We start from the raw sequence: 18,970 nt of genomic DNA on the forward strand, positions 1-18,970 counted from the left end.
ATGGTGGAACCGGTCAGCGGCGGCCGCCCGGGGCAGGACAGGGCCGACAGCCCGCCCCGGTACGACAGCTTCAGATCGCTGTGCGGCGTCAGCCGCGCCGAACTGAAGGGTCGCGGGGGGCGGGCCGGACGTCGACCGGTCAGCGCCAGCGGGAGAGCAGGATCAGCGAGGCGACCATCGCGCCGAAGCCCACCGCGAGGTTCCAGTAACCCCACGACATGACCGGGTATGCCTGCTCGGAGAGGTAGTACACGACCAGCCAGCCGATGCCGACGACGATCAGCGTCACGGCCGTGATCGGCAGCCAGATGGGGCTCGGCTTGCGCGTCGCCGCCGTTGCCGTGGGACGAACGTCCGTCGGCGGGGTGTACACCTTCTTCTTGCGGACCTGAGACTTGGGCACGACGCTCTCCAGAGGGGGGTACGACCTCGTCCGGCCTGACAACCGGGCGCGGGGGCGACGGTCCATGGCCAATAATGGTTCGACAGCTAGCGTAGTCCCGACGGAGCGTCCAGGCCACGAATGGGGTCAGGCCAGTGCGCGGAGTGACCGAAAAGGCGGGACTTTTCGGGTCGAACACACCGGTCCGGGTCGACGCGGACCGGAACGAGACGACGGGAAAGGGAACGCCCGGTGGAGTACACGTCCGGCGCCGCCTCCTGGCAGAAGGTCCTCCGGCGGGCGGTCGCCGGCCTGCTGCCCCGACGGCCGCGGCAACGCCGCCCGGGCTGGTCGATCGGCGTACCCCTGATCGCCGCCGCGGCGGGGCTGCTGTTCACCACGACCGCGACCACCGCCGGCGGCACGCCGCTGCGGGAGGACCGCCGGCCCCAGCTCACCCAGTTGATCGAGGACCGGCGGGAAGAGGTTGCGGCGAGCGAGAAGCAGGCCGCCGAGCTGCGCGCCGAGGTCGAGGAGCAGACCGCCGCGCTGGCCGACACCGACGGCCCGATCAAGGCCCAGCGCGACCGGGCCGCCGCCAGCCGGCAGGCTGCCGGGTTCACCGCGCTCACCGGCACCGGGGTCACCATCGAGCTGGACGACGCGCCCCGGCGGGCCGACCAGGCCCTGCCCAAAGGTGCCAGCAATGACGACCTGGTCGTCCACCAGGGCGATGTCCAGGCGGTCGTGAACGCGCTCTGGGCGGGTGGAGCCGAGGCGATGTCAATCATGGACGTCCGCGTCCTCAGCACCAGCGCGGTACGCTGCGTCGGTAACACCCTGCTGTTGCACGGCCGGGTGTACTCCCCTCCGTTCAAGATCGTGGCAATCGGCGACCCCGCCGCTCTTCAGCGCGCGCTCGCCGCCTCCGAGGGAGTCCGGTTGTTCAGGGAAGCGGTCGACCACTACCAGCTCGGGTACAAGGAGACCGCCTCCACGGTCACCGTGCCGGCGTTCGAGGACTCGACCGCGCTCCAGTCCGCGAAGGTGCTGCAGTGAGGCCGGAGGACGCGCGGGAGCGCCACGACGACCGCGAGGGGCCGACCGCGTTCATCCCGAAGGTCGACCGGCCCGCACCGCCCCCGGCCCGGCCCGCGCTCGACCTGCCCTGGCCGGAGGCGGAGGCGCTCGATGCGCCGGGCGGCCGGCCGGCCGCCCGGTTCCCGTCCCCGCCCCCGCCCTGGACCGGTGACTCACAGGCCCGCCCGCCGGCGCCCGCCGCCGGCCCGGAGCGCCGCCACCACGAGCCCCGCCAGCCGGCCTCGGGCAGCTGGGCGGACATCCAGCCGGCCGGCGGCCCCGCCGAGCCGGCCAGCCGCTGGCCGGCGGACCCGGCCACCGCCGGCCCACGCACCAACACAGCCGACGACCGGTTCGACCGCCGGCCGGGGCCGCCGGGCCCGGGGGGCACCGCGCCGGGCCGCTGGAGTGGCGACGACCCCATCGCCCGGTCAGGGCTCAGCACCCACACGCCGGGCCGCCGGACCGCCGACGAGCCGAGCGCAGGCCGGCCGGAGGGCCGCACCGCCACGCCCGGCCACCGCACCTTCGACGGCCCCGGCGCCCGCCGGACAGAGGGTCCCACCGCCGCGCCTGGGCACCGCGCCCCCGATGGCCCCGGCACCCGCCGGGCGGACGGCCCCACCGGCGCGCCCGGGCTCCCTACGCACGTACCGGGCCACCGCGCCCCCGACGAGCCGGTCGCCCGCGGGTTCGACACCGCGGCGGTACGACCGGCCGCGCCGGGCGACGGGCCGACCGCGTTCATCCCCCCGGTCGGCGACCGACCCGCACGCCGCTCCGCCGGGCACCCGTACGAGGGCCATGGCGTTCCGCCGACCGGACGGCCCGGCCGAGACGCGGCCGGCGCCGCCCCTCGGGGCGGGTCACCGGCCGCCGGCGTCCCCCGGGCGGCGGGTCCGACCGGGAGCGGCCCGGGTGGACCGGCCGGCGCCCCGGCGGACCCGGGCGCGACCGCCCTGATCCCCGCTGTCCCGAACCGGCCGGCCCGGAACCCGGCCCTGGACTCGACCGCGCTGATGGGTGCGGTGCCCCCCGTCCAGGACTCCGGCGACGAGCCCGACACCCCCGCCGCGCCGCCCACGCCCCGTCGGGGCGAGCGGGTGGTGCAGCTACGCCCCGAGCAGACCGGCGAGGGCTACAAGAGCGTCTACTCGGAGCTGACCCGGCCCACCGTCGGTTCCCGCCTGCGTACCGTCGTGCGGGGCACCGGCGAACTGCTGATCACCTTCGGCCTGGTGGTGCTGCTCTTCGCCGGGTACGAGATCTGGGGCAAGACGGTGATCGTCGACGCCCACCAGAACGACCTGAACAGCCAGCTCGCCCAGGAGTGGGGGCCCACCGGGGACCCGACGGTCAGCCCGAGCGCGCCCGCGGCGAAGCCCACGCCACCGGCGGAGGGCAAGCCGGTCGCCGGGCTCTACATCCCGAAGTTCGACAAGCACTGGGTGGTGGTCGAGGGAGTCAGCCCGGCCGACATCCGGTACGCCCCCGGCCACTATCCGAAGAGCGCCCTGCCGGGCCAGGTGGGCAACTTCTCCGTGGCCGGGCACCGCATCCGGGCCACCTTCTGGCGGCTGGACGAGCTCCGCACCGGTGACAACATCGTGGTGGAGTCCAAGAGCGACTGGTTCGTCTACAAGGTCTACGAGCAGCGCATCGTCCGGCCGAACCAGGTCGAGGTGGTGGCCCCGGTGCCCGGCAAACCGGGCGCGAAGCCGACCGAGAAGCTGCTCACCCTGACCACCTGCAACCCCAAGTTCGACAACTACCAGCGGCTGATCATCCATGCCCGGCTGGACCACGTGCAGGCGAAGTCGGCGGGCCGCCCGGCCGAGCTGGAAGGTTGACGATGTACGGGTGGATCTGGCGCAAACTCCCCTTCGGGCTGGCGGGCAAGCTGGCCGGCTCGGTGCTGCTCACCGCGGCGGCGGTCGCCCTGCTCTGGTTCGTGGTCTTCCCGTGGGCGGAGCCCCTGCTCCCCTTCGACGACGTGCAGGTCACCCAGGAGTCCGGCGTACCGGGTGAGGATTCGGGCGGCGGGCTCAACGACCCGGGGGTGACCCCGAGCCACGAGGAGATCCCGTACAGCACGGAGACGAACAACGCCCCGCCCCCCACCCCGAACAGGTGACTCCGATGCGCGTCCTGGTGATCGACAACTACGACTCGTTCGTCTTCAATCTGGTGCAGTACCTCGGCCAGCTCGGCGTGGACTGCGACGTCCGGCGCAACGACGAGATCGACGTCGCCGAGGTGGGCCGGGTGGGCGCGGCCGGCGTGCTGCTGTCGCCCGGGCCGGGGAGCCCGGACCGCGCCGGCATCTGCCTCGACGTCATCAAGGAGTACGCCGGCAAGCTGCCCCTCTTCGGGGTCTGCCTCGGCCACCAGGCCATCGGTGAGGCGTTCGGCGCGACCGTGACCCGGGCGCCCGAGCTGCTGCACGGCAAGACTTCCGAGGTGAGCCACCACGGGGTCGGCGTGCTTGCCGGCCTGCCCGACCCGTTCACCGCCACCCGGTACCACTCACTCGCCGTGCTGCCCGAGACCCTTCCGGAGGAGCTGGAGGTCACCGGCTGGACCGGCTCCGGCGTGGTCATGGCGATGCGGCACCGGACCCTGCCGATCGAGGGGGTCCAGTTCCACCCCGAGTCGGTGCTGACCGAGGGCGGGCACCTCATGCTGGCGAACTGGCTGGCCACGTGCGGCTTCCCGGAGGCGCTGGAGCGGGCTCCGGAACTCGCCGCCGAGGTGGACGCCCGCCGCCGGGCCGCCTTCGCCGCCGCCTGACCGTCAGCTCCCCGACCCGGGCGCCGCCGCCCGGCTTGATCCACTCCGCTTACGCGACATCGCGGTGTCGTATGGACTCGGACGCCGCCATGTCGGCGACATTGAGTCGATCATGATGGGCCAAGGCCCGACCGAATCGAGGCCCCGACACGGGGTCGGGGCCCCGATTCGTCACGGCCTGGCGTTGTACGCCGTCGGCGGGGTCGGGAAGGGGAAGCCTCCGCCGCCCCCGGTCGGCGAACCGGTGGGGTCCGGCGTCGCGGTCGCCGAGTCGGACGGCTCCGGCTCGGGGATGTCGACATCGATGGTAACCGTGCTGCCCTTGGGGAGCTTCGTGCCCGATTTCGGGTTCTGTCCGCTCACCTTGCCGGCCTGGTCCGGCGGCACCAGATCGCCATCCCGGGTGCGTACTTCGTAGCCGGCGTCCTTCAGGCGCTTGATGGCCTGTTCCTTGGTGTAGCCACGGACATCCGGCACCTCGTTGACGTTCCCCTTGGAGACCTGCACCTTGACGGTGGAGCCCACCGGCACGGTGGTGCCCTCCTTGGGATCGACGTTGACGACGATGCCCTTAGGCAGGCCGCTGTCAACGTTCTCGGAGTCGACTCTGAGTTCGAGTTTCTTGAGCTGCTGCTCAACATTCGTGAACTGGGAGTTCTCCAACCCGGTCGGGATGGTGGCCATCTTCGGGCCGCCGCAGATCTGGAGCGTCACCACCGAGTTCTTGGCCGCCTCGGTGTTCGGATCTGGGCTCTGGCCGACGACGGTGTCCTTTTCACAGGTGGCGTTCTGCACCGGGTCGCCGAGCTCCCAGCGGAGCCCGGCCTGCTGGATCACCGCCTGCGCCTCCACCTGGCTCTTGCCCTGCACCCCCGGGACCTGGACCTTGTCGGCGCCGGCCTGGCTGAGCCAGAGGGCGGCGGCCAGGGCGATCACCGCGAGTACGCCGAGCGCGGCGAAGGTGGCGATCACCCAGGCAGAGCTCTTGCGCTTGCGCGGGTCGCCGACCCGGGCCGGGACCTGCTGCCGGGTCTGCGGCCCCATCACCTGCGTCTGGTAGCCCCCCGCCCCGGCCGGGGCCATCGGGGCGGTCTCGTCGGCGGGCATGACCGGGGTGGCCAGCACCGGCCGGCCGGCGGCGGCACGGAGCAGGTCCGCCCGCATCTCGCCGGCGCTCTGGTAGCGGTTCAGCGGATTCTTGGACAGCGCCTTGAGCACGATGGCGTCGACCGCGGGGTTGACGTCCGGGTTGATGCTGCTCGGCGTCGGCGGGGCCTCCCGCACGTGCTGGTACGCGACGCTGACCGGGCTGTCCCCGACGAACGGCGGGTGCCCGCAGAGCAGCTCGAAGAGCACGCAGCCGGCCGCGTAGACGTCGGAGCGCGCGTCGACCGCCTCACCGCGGGCCTGCTCGGGGGAGAGGTACTGCGCGGTGCCGATGACGGCGCTGGTCTGCGTCATCGTGGTGGCCCCGCTGGCCAGCGCCCGGGCGATGCCGAAGTCCATCACCTTGACCTGGCCGGTCTGGGTGAGCATGACGTTGCCGGGCTTGATGTCCCGGTGGATGATCCCGTGGCGGTGGCTGAACTCCAGCGCCGCGCACATGTCGGCGCAGATCTCCAGCGCCCGCCGCGGCTGCAGCCGACCCTCGGCGCCCAGCACCTCCTTGAGGGTCCGCCCGTTGACGAACTCCATCACGATGAAGGGCAGCGTCTCGCCGGTCGGCGCGGTCTCCTCGCCGGTGTCGTACACGGCGACGATGGCCGGGTGGTTGAGCGAGGCGGCGTTCTGCGCCTCACGCCGGAACCGCATCTGGAAAGTGGCGTCCCGGGCCAGGTCCGCCCGGAGCATCTTGATCGCGACATCCCGACCGAGCCGGAGATCGCGACCGCGGTGCACCTCCGCCATGCCGCCGTAGCCGAGCAGCTCGCCGACCTGGTACCTGCCACCGAGCAGGCGGGCCTGCGCTGTCATCGCGTCTCTCGTCCTTCGCTCGTCGTCGTGTCGCCGCCAGCCGGCTGGAGCCGTACCTCACGACGGTACGACGTCCGGACCAGATCGTCCCCTCCGTGGGCCCGCACCGCGCCGGAGGTCACGCTCACCGGGGCAAGCGCGCCGGGGTCCCCGGCCAACGTGCCCTTCTTGTACTTGTACGAAATCACGCCCGAGCAGAGCACGACCAGTATGGCCACCACGATCGCGATCACCCACCGCCCGGACCGGGACCCGCGGGGAGCCGGGGCGGCCGGCGGGCTGGCGTACCCGAGGGGGTTGGGCTGCCGGGGCGGCGGGACGGTCGCCGCGCCGCGTGGGGCCAGCGGTGGGCGGGGCTGCGGGGCGGGCGGTGCCACCGCGGCCGGCCGGGCGGCGACCGGCGGGCGGCCGGCCACCGTGGGCGGGTGGGGTTGCGGTCGCGGCGCGGCCGGGACCTGCGCCCGGGCCGCCGGTGCCGCCGACGAGGAGGGTACGGCGGAGACGGGCCCGGGACGTCCGCCGGCACGTGCCTGCTGCGACAGGGCGAGCTTGGCCTGCCGGGCCACGCTGGCCAGGGCGGCGGCGCTGGGCCAGCGGGCCGCGGGGTCCTTCGCCAGGGCCCGCTCGACGATGGCGCGGACCTGGGGCGGGATGTCGGCGGGGAGCGGCCGGGGAGCCTCCCGGACGTGCTTCATGGCGATTTCGAGGGGGTTGTCCCCCTCGAACGGCCGCCGGCCGGCGAGGCACTGGTACGCGACCACGCCGAGCGCGTACACGTCGGAGGCGGGGGTGGCGACGGCGCCGGTGGCCTGCTCCGGGGAGATGTACGAGGCCGTGCCGAGCACCGATCCGGCGGCGGTGAGCTGGCCGACCAGGTCGGAACGGGCGATCCCGAAGTCGGTGAGCACCAGCGTGCCGTTCGGCCGGACCAGCAGGTTGCCCGGCTTCACGTCGCGGTGCACGATGCCCTTCTCGTGGGCCGCGTGGAGCGCGTCGGCGGCCTGCGCGAGCAGGGCCATCGTCCGGGCGGGGGTGAGCCGCCCGACCCGGCTGAGCGTGGCGGAGAGCGCATCGCCCTCGACGTACTCCATGACCAGGAAGGCGATCTGCTGGTCGCTGCCGAAGTCGTAGACGTCCACCACGCCGGGGTGGTTGATGGTGGCCATGGTCCGAGCCTCGCCGCGGAACCGCTCGGCGAAGCCGGGCTCGTCCAGCAGGGCGGGGAGCAGGCTCTTCACGGCGACCGTACGACCCAGCACCTGATCGGTGCCGCGCCAGACGTCGCCCATGCCACCGCTGGCGATCCGCTCGTCGAGGCGGTAGCGGTTGCCGAGCTGCACCCCTGGGCTGAGCATGTCAGCGGCCTCCGGAGCCGGCGATGGCCGCCTCCATGATCCGGCCGGCGATCCGGGCCGCCTCGGCGCTGCCGCCCTTGCCGGCCCGCTCCAGCTCCACGCAGACGGCGGAGATCGGGGTGCCGTTCTTGTCCAGCGCGAAGCCGATGAACCAGCCGTGGTCGGGCGTGTCCGGGCCGGACTGGGCGGTACCGGTCTTGCCGCCGACCGTGTAGCCCTTGATGGCGGCGTTCTCGCCGGTGCCCTTCTTGACGACGCTGACCATCATGTCCTGCAGGTCGGCAGCCACCTGGCCGCTCACCGGCCGGCGCAGCTCGCGCGGCTTGGCGGTGTAGTAGCTGGTGGTGCGGTCCGGGGCGAGCAACTGCTTGACCAGGTACGGCCGCATCTGGCTGCCGCCGTTGGCGACCGAGGCGGCGATCAGCGCGCCCTGCAGCGGCGTCATCCGCACGTTGTTCTGCCCGATCGAGGACTGGGCCAGCGCGGCCGGGTCGGTGCCCCCGTCCGGGTTCTGCATGTCACCGGTCCGGCTGGCCGCCACCGGCAGGCCGCCCTCGTTGAGCTGCCCGACGGTGAGGTCGTCCTGCTCGAAGCCGAACTGGCGGGCCTTCTCCTTGACCTTGTCGGCCCCGAGCTTTACGCCGAGCTGGGCGAAGCCGGTGTTGCAGGAGAAGGTGACGGCGTCCTTGAGGGTCACCGGGGTGCCGGTCGGCCCGGGGCAGATGGTCGTGGCGGCGTTCTTGATCGGCGAGCCTGAGGTCGGCGGGGTGTAGGTCGACCCGGCCGGGATCTCGGTCTGCGGGCCGATGCCGCTCTCCAGGGCCGCCGCGGCCATCACGATCTTGAAGGTGGAGCCGGGGGGCAGGGTTTCGGACAGGGCCCGGTTGGCCAGTGGGCGGTCCGGATCCTTGTTGAGCTTGTTGTACGCCGTCTGGGCCGCCTCCGTGTCGTGGCTGACCAGCGGGTTCGGGTCGAAGCTCGGCATGGAGACCAGCGCCTGCACCGCCCCGGTACGCGGGTCGATCGCGATCGCCGCGCCCCGGGTGGCCCCGACCCGGTTGTTCTGCAGCTGCTTGAAGGCCGTCGCCTGCGCCCCCTTGGAGAGGGTCAGCAGCACGTTGCCGCCACCGGTCTTGTTCCCGGTGAACATGTCCTTCACCCGGTCGCCGATGAGCTGGTCGCTGGTGCCGGCGAGGAAGTCGTTCTCGACCTGCTCGATGCCGATGTCGCCCAGGTTGACCGGCTTGTAGCCGAGCACGTGCGCGTACATCTCGCCGTCCGGGTAGCTGCGCTGGAACTTCAGCTTCCCGCCGGTCTCCTTGCTGAGGGCGTACGCGGTGCCGCCGACCTCGATGTTGCCGCGCTTGCGCTCGTACTCGGCGACCTGGACCCGGCCGTTGTAGTCGCTGTTGCGGTATTCGTCGGCCTTGTAGGCCTGAATCCAGTTCAGGTTCGCGAAGAGCAGCCCGAAAAGGATCATCACGACCACGCCGACGCGGCGCAGGGGTGCGTTCACGGCCGGATCACCTCCGTGGGAGCACCGTGCAGCTGCTCGGGCGGGCCGCCGGACGGCCGGACCGCCGGGCCACCGGGCGCCACCGGCCGGCGAGCGCCGTCGGAGACCCGGAGCAGGACCGCGATGAGCAGCCAGTTCGCCATCAGCGACGAGCCACCGGCGGAGAGGAACGGGGTGGTCTGACCGGTCAGCGGGATGAGCTTGCTGATCCCGCCGACGATGACGAAGACCTGCAGGCCCAGGGTGAAGGCCAGGCCGCCGGCGAGCAGCTTGCCGAACGAGTCCCGCACCGCGAGGGCGGCCCGCAGCCCCCGCTCGACGATCAGCAGGTAGACCACGAGCAGCGCGGAGAGGCCGAAGAGTCCGATCTCCTCGCCAATGCCGGCGAAGATGAAGTCCGTCTGCACCTCGGGCAGCAGGGTCGGCTGGCCACCGCCCGGTCCGGCCCCGAAGAGGCCGCCGGTACCGAGCGTGAGCAGACCCTGGACGAGCTGGTAACCCTTGTCGTACGGGTCACCGAACGGGTCCAGCCAGATCTCCGCCCGTAGGTAGAAGTTGGCGAATGGACCGCCCACCGTCCCGCCCAGCAGGTAGGCCAGGTAGGCGCCGCCGAAGAACAGGATCAGACCGATGAGCAGCCAACTGACCCGTTCGGTGGCGATGTAGAGCGTCACCACGAACATGCCGAAGTAGAGCAGCGAGGTGCCCAGGTCCTTCTCGAAGACCAGGACCAGGAGGCTGATGATCCAAACCACCAGGACCGGCCCGAGGTCCCGCCCGCGCGGGAAGTCGATGCCGAGCACCCGCCGGCTGGCCAGCGACAGCACCTCCCGCTTGCGGACCAGGTAGTAGGCGAAGAAGGCGAGCAGGGCGAGCTTGGCGAACTCACCCGGCTGGATCGAGAACCCGCCGATCCGAATCCACAGCTTGGCGTTGTTGATCTCGGAGAACCGGGCCGGCAGCACCGCCGGGATCATCACCAGCACGATGCCGGCCAGCCCCAGGGTGTACGCGTACCGGGAGAGCGACCGGTGGTCCCGCATGATCGCCAGCAGGGCGGCGGCGAGGATCACCGCGGCGAGCGTCCAGGCGAGCTGCCGGCCGCCCGTACCGGCGAAGATGGCGAGGTGCTCCCGGTCGGCCGGGGCGGCCTGGGCCAGGTCGTAACGGCGCAGGAAGCCCACGCCGATGCCGTTGAGCAGGGCGACCGCCGGCAGCAACGCCGGGTCGGCGAAGGGCGCCAGCCAGCGGATGATCAGGTGCAGGCCGAGGAAGACCAGCCCCAGCGCGGCGGCCGGGATCCAGAAGTCCGGGGTGACCGTGTCCAGCACGGTCGCCTCGACCGTCGCCGAGTATGCCGCCACCAGCACCATGGCGAGCAGGAGCAGGGACAGCTCGGCGTTACGCCGGGACCGGGCCAGGCGCACGCCAGGCTGCTCGCCCGTCGAGACGGGCGAGGTTGCCGGTACGGCGGCTGCGGTCACGGATGAGTCCTCGGGCTCGAGCCGACGGTCACTCCGGCGACCGGCAGCCTGCCGGGTCGACCGGCGGGACCGTGTCGGAGGGGGCGACGTCGGGCGTGGTGGTGGGCGCGGTCGGGGCGGTGGCCGGCGCGCTGGCGGTGGCGCTGACGGCCGGGGCCAGCGGGCTGGCCGTCCCGGTCGGGACAGCGGTCGGGGAGACGGTCGGCGTCGGGCTGACCGCGACCGCCGTCGGGCTGGGCGGGCAGGTCGGCTTGAGGTTCGGGTTGGCCGGATCGTCGCTGGTCAACTCGGCCAGCCGACGCTCGGCGTCCGGCTCGCTCTTCGCCTGGATGCCCTGCTTCACCTGCTCCTGCGCGGCCAGGGTGAGGTCGTCCAGCTTGGCCGGGCTGGTGGCGTGCACGTTCGACAGGTCGAGCCCGGCGATCTGGCCCGGCACCCCGCGGAAGACCGCGAGCTTGCCGTCCTCGGTGGCGCCGACGTAGTACTGGCGCTGGGTGTAGCTCCACCCACCGAAGAGGCCACCGCCGAGGATGACCAGCAGCGCCAGCAGCATCGCCGCGGTGCGCACCGGGCGGTGCCGACGGCGTTCCGGCTCGTCCTCGCGGTCCACCGGATCCTCCGGCGCGGGCGGCCGCGGCGCGGACAGGGCCGAGGCGCGGGCCGCCGGGGTGGACCCGTCCGCAGAGGTGGCCATGCCCCGGTCCCGGGCGGCGGCGCCGCCGACGATCGGGGATGCCTCGACGATGTCCTGGTCGGTGGCGTCAGCGATGATCACCGTGATGTTGTCCGGGCCGCCGCCGCGCAGGGCGAGCTGAACCAGGCGCTCGACACACTGCTGCGGATCGGCGTACTCGCGCATCGTGTCGGCGATGGTGTCCGCGCTGACCACGCCGGACAGCCCGTCGGAGCAGATCAGGTAGCGGTCGCCGGGGAGCACCTGGCGGACGCTGTACTCCGGGTCGATGTCGCGGCCGTCCAGCGCCCGGGTGAGCAGCGACCGCTGGGGGTGACTGCTCGCCTCCTCCGCGCTGATCCGGCCCTCGTCGACGAGCATCTGGACGTACGTGTCGTCCTTGGTGATCTGCGCGAACTCGCCGTTCCGCAGGAGATAGGCGCGCGAGTCGCCGATGTGGACCATGCCGAGCTTGCTGCCCGAGAAGAGGGTGGCGGTGAGCGTGGTGCCCATCCCCTCCAGCTGCGGGTTGGCGTCCACGGTGTCGCGGAGTTGTTGGTTGGCGGTGCCCACGGCGGAACGCAACGCGTCGACGAGGGCGTCCCCGGGGACGTCCTCGTCGAGTGGCGCCATGGCACCGATGACGATGTTGCTGGCGACGTCACCGGCGGCCATGCCGCCCATGCCGTCGGCGACGGCGAGCAGCCGCGGCCCGGCGTAGACGGAGTCCTGGTTACCGTCTCGGATCAGACCGCGGTCGCTGTGGGCCGCATAGCGCAGGGTCAAAGTCATGGCCGTAATTCGAGGGAGGTGCGGCCGATCCGGATCGGCACGCCGAGGGGGACGGGGGTCGGTCCGGTGACCTTAGCGCGATCCAGGTAGGTGCCGTTAGTCGATCCGAGGTCCTCGACAAACCACTGCCCGTCGCGCGGCACCAGCCGGGCGTGTCGCGCTGACGCGTAGTCGTCGGTGATGACCAGCGTCGAATCCTCGGCCCGGCCGATGGTGATCTGCGACTCGCCGAGGGTGATCCGGGTGCCGGCCAGCTGGCCGGCGGTGACCACCAGCTGGTGCGCGGCTCTGCCCCGCTTCACCTTCGCCGGCCTCGCCGCCTGCCCGGTCGAGGCCCCGACCGCGCGCGGCGCGGCCACCAGCCGACCCGACCGGGCCCCCGCGAAGAGATCTCGACGGATCACCCCGACCACCGTGAACACGAAGATCCACAGCAGGATGAGGAACCCGAACCGGGCGACGGTGATGACGAGTTCCGGCAAGGCGGATCAGCCGTCCACGCGGAAGGTCAGGGTGGTCGTGCCCAACTGGATCATGTCGCCCGGGTTGAGGGCGACCGCGGAGACGCGCTGGCCGTTGACCATCGTGCCGTTGGTGGAGCCGAGGTCGGTCAGCACGACCTGGCCGCCGTCGAAGTCGAGCCGGGCGTGCCGCCGCGAGATGCCGACGTCGGGCAGGCGCAGGTTGGCCTGGTCGCCGCGGCCGATCACGGTCGAGCCCATCTGGAGCGGGTACGTGCGGCCGTCACCGGAGACCAGCCGGACGTTGCGACCGCCGCCGTGCCCCGGCGGCGGGCCGTAGCCGCCACCCTGGTCGTACGACGGGTAGGCCGGGCCGGCGTCGTAGCCGCCGGGCGCGGAGACCGGGGCGACGTCGCCGCCGGTGTAGACCTCGGCGGTGACCCGGAACATCCCGGTGTCCAGCCCTTCGCCACGCTCGACCTCGACGATCACGTCGCCGTAGACCGTCCAGGCCTGCTCGCCGATGAACTCCGCCTGCGACTGGGCCAACTCCTGGGCCAGCGCGGCGGCGTACGGCGCCAGCCGACTGTGGTCGTACGGCGAGAGATCGATCACGTAGCGGTTGGGCACCAACGTGCGCCCACCGGCCAGGATCGCCTTGTGCGCCTCGGCCTCCCGCTGCATGGCGTTGAGGATCTCCACGGGGTGGACCACCCCTTTGAAGACCTTGGCGAAGGCCCCCTCGACCAGGCCTTCCAGACGCTTCTCGAAGCGTTGCAGCACGCTCACCGGCTCCTCCTCGGGTTCCGAGGCAATGATGGTATCCGGACACCGCCTCCGCAGCTCACACGCCGCTCGGCCGGCTGCCGGCGGCCCGTTCGTGGCCGGCCCTGCGGTCGTGCTACAGTTTCGTCCGCCACGAACGGTGATCGCTCGTAGCGATGACCGGGAACAGCGTAATATGTCTCGGCACCTGCCGCAGACGGTGGGACCGGGATGAGTTACGGTGTTCCAGGTCAAGGCCACGGGGAAGTGGCGGAATGGCAGACGCGCACGGTTCAGGTCCGTGTGCCCGAAAGGGCGTGGGGGTTCAACTCCCCCCTTCCCCACCATCACGAGGGCTCCGCACATAGCGGGGCCCTCGCGCCATATCGGGGCATGCCGGACGTCACGCTATGCTCCGATGGTTTCCCTGCCCCCTATCGATCAGGAGTGGCGTGTGACTGTCGCGTTGGTGACCGGTTCCGGCGGTCTGATCGGCTCTGAGGCGGCCCGCCACTTCGCGGGCCTCGGTCTCGATGTGGTCGGTATCGACAACGACATGCGGCGGTACTTCTTCGGCGAGGACGGATCGACATCCTGGAGCCTGGATCGGCTCGCCGCCGAACTGGGCAGCGCCTACACCCACTACGCGGTGGACATCCGGGACCGGGACGGCCTGGAGCAGGTCTTCAAGAAGTACGGCTCGGACATCGGCGTCGTGATCCACAGCGCCGCGCAGCCGAGCCACGACTGGGCCGCCAAGGAGCCGTACACCGACTTCGACGTGAATGCCGGCGGCACCCTCAATGTGCTGGAGAACACCCGCCGGCACGCCATCGAGGCGCCCTTCATCCACTGCTCGACCAACAAGGTCTACGGCGACCGCCCGAACAGCCTGCCCCTGGTCGAGCTGGAGACCCGGTACGAACTGCCCGAGGATCACCCCTACCACCAGGGCATCACCGAGGACATGTCGATCGACGAGTCGCTGCACTCGGTCTTCGGCGCCTCGAAGGTCGCCGCCGACGTGATGGTCCAGGAGTACGGCCGGTACTTCGACATGAGGACCGCCTGCTTCCGGGGCGGCACGCTGACCGGCCCGGCCCACTCGGCGGCCGAACTGCACGGCTTCCTGGCCTACCTGATGCGCTGCGTCATGGAGGGCCGGACGTACAACCTCTTCGGTTACAAGGGCAAGATGGTCCGGGACGCGATCCACTCCCGGGACGTGCTGACCGCCTTCGAGGCGTTCTTCCGCGAGCCACGGTCGGCCCAGGTCTACAACCTGGGTGGCGGCCGGCATTCGAACACCTCGCACATCGAGGCGTTCCGGATCGCCGAGGAGATCACCGGTCACGAGGCGAAGATCAACTATGTCGAACAGGCCCGCACCGGCGATCACCAGTGGTACGTCAGCAGCATGGCCCGGTTCGAGGAGCACTACCCGAACTGGAAGATCACCTACGACGTGCCGATGATCCTCCGCGAGATCTACGACGCGAACGTCGACAAGTGGGTGCCAAAGGCATGACCACCGGCAGCACCAAGCGGAACGTGCTCGGCGTACTCGTCGACGCGACCGACTACGCCCGGGCGACCGAGGCGGTGGTCGCGGCGGCGCAGGAGCGCCGTCCGCTGGCGCTGACCGCGCTGGCCGTGCACGGCGTGATGACCGGGGTGCTCGACCCGGCGCACAACGCCCGGCTCAACGCGTTCGACGTGGTCACCCCGGACGGGCAGCCGGTCCGCTGGGCGCTCAACCTGCTGCACGGCGCCGGGCTCACCGACCGGGTCTACGGCCCGGAGCTCACCCTCCGGGTGCTCGCCCGGTTCGCCGACGAGGGACTGCCGGTCTACCTGTACGGCTCCACCGAGGCGACCCTGTCCCGGCTGGTCCCGGCCCTCGAGCGGAAGTTTCCGGCGCTGAAGATCGCCGGAGTCGAGCCGTCCAAGTTCCGGTCCCTGCAGCCGGGCGAGGATGTCGAGATCGCCGACCGGATCAAGGCCAGCGGCGCCCGGCTGGTCCTGGTCGGGCTGGGCTGCCCGCGCCAGGAGGTCTTCACCTACGCCATGCGCCCGCTGCTGGACATGCCGCTGATGGCGGTCGGCGCGGCGTTCGACTATCACGCCGGCCTGCTGCGCAACCCGCCGCCGTGGATGCAGCGGGCCGGGCTGGAGTGGTTCTGGCGGCTCGGGCTGGAGCCGAAGCGGCTCTGGCGCCGGTACGTGATCCTCAACCCGGCCTACCTGGCCCGGCTGACCGCGCAGAAGACCGGCCTGTGGAAGGCGGCCCCGCCGGCACCGGCCACCCAGCGCCCCGCCGGCTTCGACGTCTGACGCCGGAATCGGTCCGCCGGCACCTCGTGCAGGAGCCGGCAACGACGCCCGGCGGCCACCGAGAGGTGACCGCCGGACGCCGGTGGGAAGGTTGGCTCAGGAGACGTTGACCGCGGTGTCGTCGATCACGAACGACGTCTGCAGGGAGATGTCCTCGCTGCCGGTGAACTTCAGCGTGACGGTCTGCCCGGCGTACGCGGCCAGGGAGAACGACTTCTGGCTGTACCCGGCGGCCTTGTTCAGGTTCGAGTAGGTGGCCAGGGTCGCCAACACCGTGCCGGAGGAGTTGAGCACCTGCACCCGCAGCGTGTCGTACGCCGTGGTGGTGGTCGACTCGGCGCTGTCGATGTGCAACCAGAAGCTGAAGTTGTACGACGAGCAGCCGGCCGGCAGGCTCACCGACTGCGACAGCGTGTCGGTGTGGGTGGTGCCGTAACCGTCCAGCCAGGCGTTCCAGGTGCCACCGTGGGTCGGCTGGCCACTGGCGCCGTACTGGCCGATAACCCCGGACGAGGCCGCCCAGACCGTGTTACCCGACTCGAAGCCGGGGTTACCCAGCTTCTGCCCGGCACCCGTGCAGCCACCACCGCTGCCCACGGTGAGCGTGTAGGTGGCCGTCTTCGTGCCCGACGCGGCCGTACCGCTGATCGTCACCGGGTAGCTGCCGGCCGGGGTGCTGGTCGACGTGGTGATGGTGAGGGTGGAGGAGCCGCCGGAGGTCACCGTGGCCGGGTTGAACGAGGCGCTGGCACCGGTCGGCAGGCCGCTCGCGGAGAGGCTGACCGACTGGGCCGAGCCGCTGGTGGTGGCGGTGCTGACGGTGGCCGTCACCGAGCCGCCCGGTGCGGTGGAGCCGGACGTCGGCGACACCGAGACGGAGAAGTCGTTGGTCGGCGTGCCGTTGACCACGTAGAGCAGCTTGTTGGGTGAGCCGGTCCCCGGGTCGGTCACCACGCCACTGGTGGCGTTGTTCACCAGGTAGTCGCGGACCTGCTGCGGCGTCCAGGACGGGTTGGCGCTGGCCACCAGCGCCGCCGCGCCGACCACGTGCGGGGTCGCCATCGACGTACCGCTGATCGTGTTGCTGGCGGTGTCGCTGGTGTTCCAGGCGGAGGTGATCGACGAGCCCGGCGCGAAGATGTCCAGGCAGGTGCCGATGTTGGAGAACGACGACCGCGCGTCGGTGCTGGTCGTCGAGCCGACCGTGATCGCCTCGGTGACCCGGGCCGGTGAGGTGTTGCAGGCGTTCGCACCGCTGTCGTTGCCGGCCGCCAGGCCGTAGGTGATGCCGGCGTTGACGGAGTTGCGCACCGCCGTGTCGAGGGTCGTGTCCACGCCGCCACCGAGGCTCATGTTGGCCACCGCGGGCTTGACCGCGTTCTGGGTCACCCAGTTGACACCGGAGACGACCCCGGCGGTGGTGCCGCTGCCGGCGCAGTTGAGCACCTTGACCGCGATCAGCTGCACGCCCTTGGCCACCCCGTACGACGAGCCGCCGACGGTGCCCGCGACGTGGGTGCCGTGGCCGTTGCAGTCGGTGTTGTTGCTGTCGACGGTGTTGGTGCCCCAGCTGGCCCGGCCGCCGAAGTCGCTGTGCGTGGTCCGGATGCCGGTGTCGATGATGTACGCCCGGACGTTGGTGGCCGTGTTCGGGTAGGTGTACGAGCTGTTCAGCGGCAGGTTCCGCTGGTCGATCCGGTCCAGGCCCCAGGACGGCGGGTTGGTCTGGGTGCCGGCGATCGAGATGACGTGGTTCTGTTCCACGTACGCCACTGCGGGATCGGCGGCGATCCGCGCGGCGGCCGGTGCACCGACCCGGATCTCGAAGCCGCGCAGCGCGGCCGTCCAGGTCCGCGCGACGGTGCCGCCGTGCCGGGCGGTCAGCCGCTGCGCGGTGTCGCCGACGCCCGTCGCGGCGACGGCGCTGTCCTTGAAAACGACGAGGTAGCTGTCGGCCACCGCGGTGGCACCGCCACCGTTCCGGATCACTCCGCGGGGTTCGGCGGCCAGTGCGGGCGTGGCCGCCGTGATCATTGCCAAGGCGGTTACGCCGACGAGTACGGACCTGTGTGGGAGAACCATCTCCCTACCTCCCTCCGACCGGCGCAGGTCGGCCCGCCGGGGACAGGCAGATCGACGTCGACCGATCGAGAAGAGGCTAGATCGAAGAGTCGCCAATGTGAAGATGTCGAATTCTCAATAACGCTGATGGGATGGCCCCTACGGGACGAGGTACGGGGCCAACCGGGGTCGTGCCCCGATTCGATGCCGGCCGAACTGGGCAAAGCTGAGAGACATGGACGACCATCTCGCCGTGCTGCTCCCCGTCGCCGCCACCTGGCTGGCCGCCGGGGTCGTCGCGGACGGACTGCCCCGGCTGGACCGCGCCCGCGCCCTGCGCCGACGTACCGGATGGTTGTCCGGGCTGACCCTGGCCGGCCTGGTGCTGACGGCGGCGGTGCTGGTCCTGGGCCTGCAGAGCGCCGGGACGACGCCGATCGACCGGGCCGCCGGCGGCCTCACCCTCGCCGCGGCCCCGGCGCTGGTCGTCGCGGTCTGCACGCTCCGGCGGGTACGGCGGCTACGGGCCGGCGCGGGTGCCTTCACCGCCGCACCGGACACCCCGGCCCCGCACGGGCTGCGCGCCGCCGCGGCGCACCCGCTGATCGGGCTTCCGCTCCAGGTGACCGCGCTCGCCGTCGTCCCGGCCGTGATCTCGGCCGGGGGCGTCGACCTGCTCGCGACCCCCGCCGTGGCCGGCCCGGCGATCACCGTCGGCGTGCTCGGCGTCCTCGCCATCGGGGTACGCCACGCGTTGCGGCACAACCGGCTCGCCGAGCAGGCGCAGCCGCTGGCCACGATGCCGGCGCAGCCGCCGGCGACACCGACGCCGGCGGTCCCGGTGTCAGCGCGAGCGGCTGGCCCCCTGCACGTATAGCAGTTCGAGGATCGCCCGGGTCGCCTCGAACCAGCGGTCCAGCCAGCCGGGCGGCGGCACGCTGCCGCGCGGGGGCAGTTCCATCAGCAGGCCGCGCAGCAGCGGGTGGTCCGCCAGGGACTCGGCCGGCTCCAACGGCCAGCCGGTCGGCGGGAACGACGGTTCGGTGAGCGGGTTCGGATCCAGCGACGGCAGGGAGAGCGGCGGGGAGCTCTGCTCCGGGGCGTCGCCTTCCCGTCCCCCGACCTCGGCGTCGGTGGAGACCACCTCGGTGAGGACGGTGTCCCGACGCGCCCCGCGGTACTTGCCTCCGAACCGCTCCGGCTTGCCCGGGCCGTTGGTGAGGTTCTCTGAACCGATCGTCGTCATCCGTCTCGCCTGCCTCGTTCGGTTGCCGATCTGTGCGGTTCAACGAGGCGGAACGGA

General features: G+C 71.8%; 17 protein-coding genes and 1 tRNA gene. 8 read left to right on the top strand and 10 right to left on the bottom strand.

The annotated features are described in order from the left end of the window. Positions 1 to 139 precede the first annotated feature (139 nt). Complete coding sequence (locus tag ACGF4F_RS22275; protein WP_357434499.1) at positions 140 to 403, bottom strand: cell division protein CrgA; 264 nt, start codon at positions 401 to 403, stop codon at positions 140 to 142. A gap of 231 nt (positions 404 to 634) precedes the next feature. Between ACGF4F_RS22275 and ACGF4F_RS22280 the strand changes: the two genes are divergently transcribed. From ACGF4F_RS22280 to ACGF4F_RS22295, 4 genes are read left to right on the top strand one after another with little or no spacing between them, the layout of a single operon-like run. After that, complete coding sequence (locus tag ACGF4F_RS22280) at positions 635 to 1,441, top strand: DUF881 domain-containing protein (RefSeq protein WP_357434498.1); 807 nt, start codon at positions 635 to 637, stop codon at positions 1,439 to 1,441. After that, on the top strand, positions 1,438 to 3,312 hold the full coding sequence (locus ACGF4F_RS22285) for a class E sortase (RefSeq protein WP_393079886.1): 1,875 nt from the start codon (positions 1,438 to 1,440) through the stop codon (positions 3,310 to 3,312). Before ACGF4F_RS22280 ends, ACGF4F_RS22285 begins: the two co-directional genes overlap by 4 nt. 2 nt (positions 3,313 to 3,314) lie before the next feature. Further along, positions 3,315 to 3,596: a hypothetical protein gene (locus ACGF4F_RS22290; protein ID WP_393079889.1), complete on the top strand. Its 282-nt coding sequence runs from the start codon at positions 3,315 to 3,317 to the stop codon at positions 3,594 to 3,596. A 5-nt stretch (positions 3,597 to 3,601) separates the two neighbouring features. Next, a complete protein-coding gene (locus tag ACGF4F_RS22295; RefSeq protein ID WP_357434495.1) occupies positions 3,602 to 4,252 on the top strand; it encodes an aminodeoxychorismate/anthranilate synthase component II in 651 nt (216 codons plus the stop codon). Between the two features lie 171 nt (positions 4,253 to 4,423). Here ACGF4F_RS22295 and pknB read toward each other — a convergent pair whose 3' ends face one another. From pknB to ACGF4F_RS22330, 7 genes are all read right to left on the bottom strand, one after another. Continuing rightward, positions 4,424 to 6,226, bottom strand: coding sequence for a Stk1 family PASTA domain-containing Ser/Thr kinase (gene pknB, locus ACGF4F_RS22300; protein ID WP_357434494.1), 1,803 nt, complete (start codon positions 6,224 to 6,226; stop codon positions 4,424 to 4,426). Beyond that, a complete protein-coding gene (locus ACGF4F_RS22305; RefSeq protein ID WP_393079894.1) occupies positions 6,223 to 7,581 on the bottom strand; it encodes a serine/threonine-protein kinase in 1,359 nt (452 codons plus the stop codon). The genes pknB and ACGF4F_RS22305 overlap by 4 nt, the downstream gene beginning before the upstream one ends. A 1-nt stretch (position 7,582) precedes the next feature. Next, positions 7,583 to 9,097, bottom strand: a complete 1,515-nt coding sequence (locus ACGF4F_RS22310) for a penicillin-binding transpeptidase domain-containing protein (RefSeq protein ID WP_357434492.1) — start codon at positions 9,095 to 9,097, stop codon at positions 7,583 to 7,585. Continuing rightward, complete coding sequence (locus ACGF4F_RS22315; protein ID WP_387421732.1) at positions 9,094 to 10,524, bottom strand: FtsW/RodA/SpoVE family cell cycle protein; 1,431 nt, start codon at positions 10,522 to 10,524, stop codon at positions 9,094 to 9,096. Before ACGF4F_RS22315 ends, ACGF4F_RS22310 begins: the two co-directional genes overlap by 4 nt. Positions 10,525 to 10,609: 85 nt before the next feature. Continuing rightward, positions 10,610 to 12,046 (bottom strand): PP2C family serine/threonine-protein phosphatase, encoded by a 1,437-nt coding sequence (locus tag ACGF4F_RS22320; RefSeq protein ID WP_357434491.1) that lies wholly within the window; start codon positions 12,044 to 12,046, stop codon positions 10,610 to 10,612. Then, positions 12,043 to 12,528, bottom strand: coding sequence for an FHA domain-containing protein (locus tag ACGF4F_RS22325; RefSeq protein ID WP_357434490.1), 486 nt, complete (start codon positions 12,526 to 12,528; stop codon positions 12,043 to 12,045). Before ACGF4F_RS22325 ends, ACGF4F_RS22320 begins: the two co-directional genes overlap by 4 nt. Before the next feature lie 6 nt (positions 12,529 to 12,534). Further along, positions 12,535 to 13,296, bottom strand: a complete 762-nt coding sequence (locus ACGF4F_RS22330; protein WP_073836910.1) for a DUF3662 and FHA domain-containing protein — start codon at positions 13,294 to 13,296, stop codon at positions 12,535 to 12,537. A 237-nt stretch (positions 13,297 to 13,533) separates the two neighbouring features. Between ACGF4F_RS22330 and ACGF4F_RS22335 the strand changes: the two genes are divergently transcribed. The 3 genes from ACGF4F_RS22335 to ACGF4F_RS22345 all read left to right on the top strand — a co-directional run bounded on the left by ACGF4F_RS22335 (position 13,534) and on the right by ACGF4F_RS22345 (position 15,606). Further along, positions 13,534 to 13,619: transfer RNA gene (locus ACGF4F_RS22335), tRNA-Leu, on the top strand. A 107-nt stretch (positions 13,620 to 13,726) separates the two neighbouring features. After that, positions 13,727 to 14,800, top strand: a complete 1,074-nt coding sequence (locus tag ACGF4F_RS22340; protein WP_073836911.1) for an NAD-dependent epimerase/dehydratase family protein — start codon at positions 13,727 to 13,729, stop codon at positions 14,798 to 14,800. Beyond that, positions 14,797 to 15,606: a WecB/TagA/CpsF family glycosyltransferase gene (locus tag ACGF4F_RS22345; protein WP_357434489.1), complete on the top strand. Its 810-nt coding sequence runs from the start codon at positions 14,797 to 14,799 to the stop codon at positions 15,604 to 15,606. The genes ACGF4F_RS22340 and ACGF4F_RS22345 overlap by 4 nt, the downstream gene beginning before the upstream one ends. A 96-nt stretch (positions 15,607 to 15,702) precedes the next feature. Here the strand turns inward: ACGF4F_RS22345 and ACGF4F_RS22350 are convergent, their stop codons facing one another. Next, a complete protein-coding gene (locus tag ACGF4F_RS22350) occupies positions 15,703 to 17,688 on the bottom strand; it encodes a S8 family serine peptidase (RefSeq protein ID WP_357434488.1) in 1,986 nt (661 codons plus the stop codon). 214 nt (positions 17,689 to 17,902) lie between these two features. On the opposite strand from ACGF4F_RS22350, the gene ACGF4F_RS22355 reads away from it, so the two are divergent. Further along, positions 17,903 to 18,544 carry a hypothetical protein gene (locus tag ACGF4F_RS22355; RefSeq protein WP_357434487.1) on the top strand — a complete coding sequence of 214 codons (642 nt, stop codon included), beginning with the start codon at positions 17,903 to 17,905 and terminating at the stop codon, positions 18,542 to 18,544. On the opposite strand, the gene ACGF4F_RS22360 is transcribed toward ACGF4F_RS22355, so the two are convergent. Beyond that, a complete protein-coding gene (locus ACGF4F_RS22360) occupies positions 18,512 to 18,913 on the bottom strand; it encodes a hypothetical protein (RefSeq protein WP_357434486.1) in 402 nt (133 codons plus the stop codon). The genes ACGF4F_RS22355 and ACGF4F_RS22360 overlap by 33 nt on opposite strands. Positions 18,914 to 18,970: the final 57 nt, after the last annotated feature.

Origin of the sequence: Micromonospora sp. NPDC047740 (assembly GCF_043204735.1) — a bacterium.
In the GTDB taxonomy this organism is placed as follows: Bacteria; Actinomycetota; Actinomycetes; order Mycobacteriales; family Micromonosporaceae; genus Micromonospora.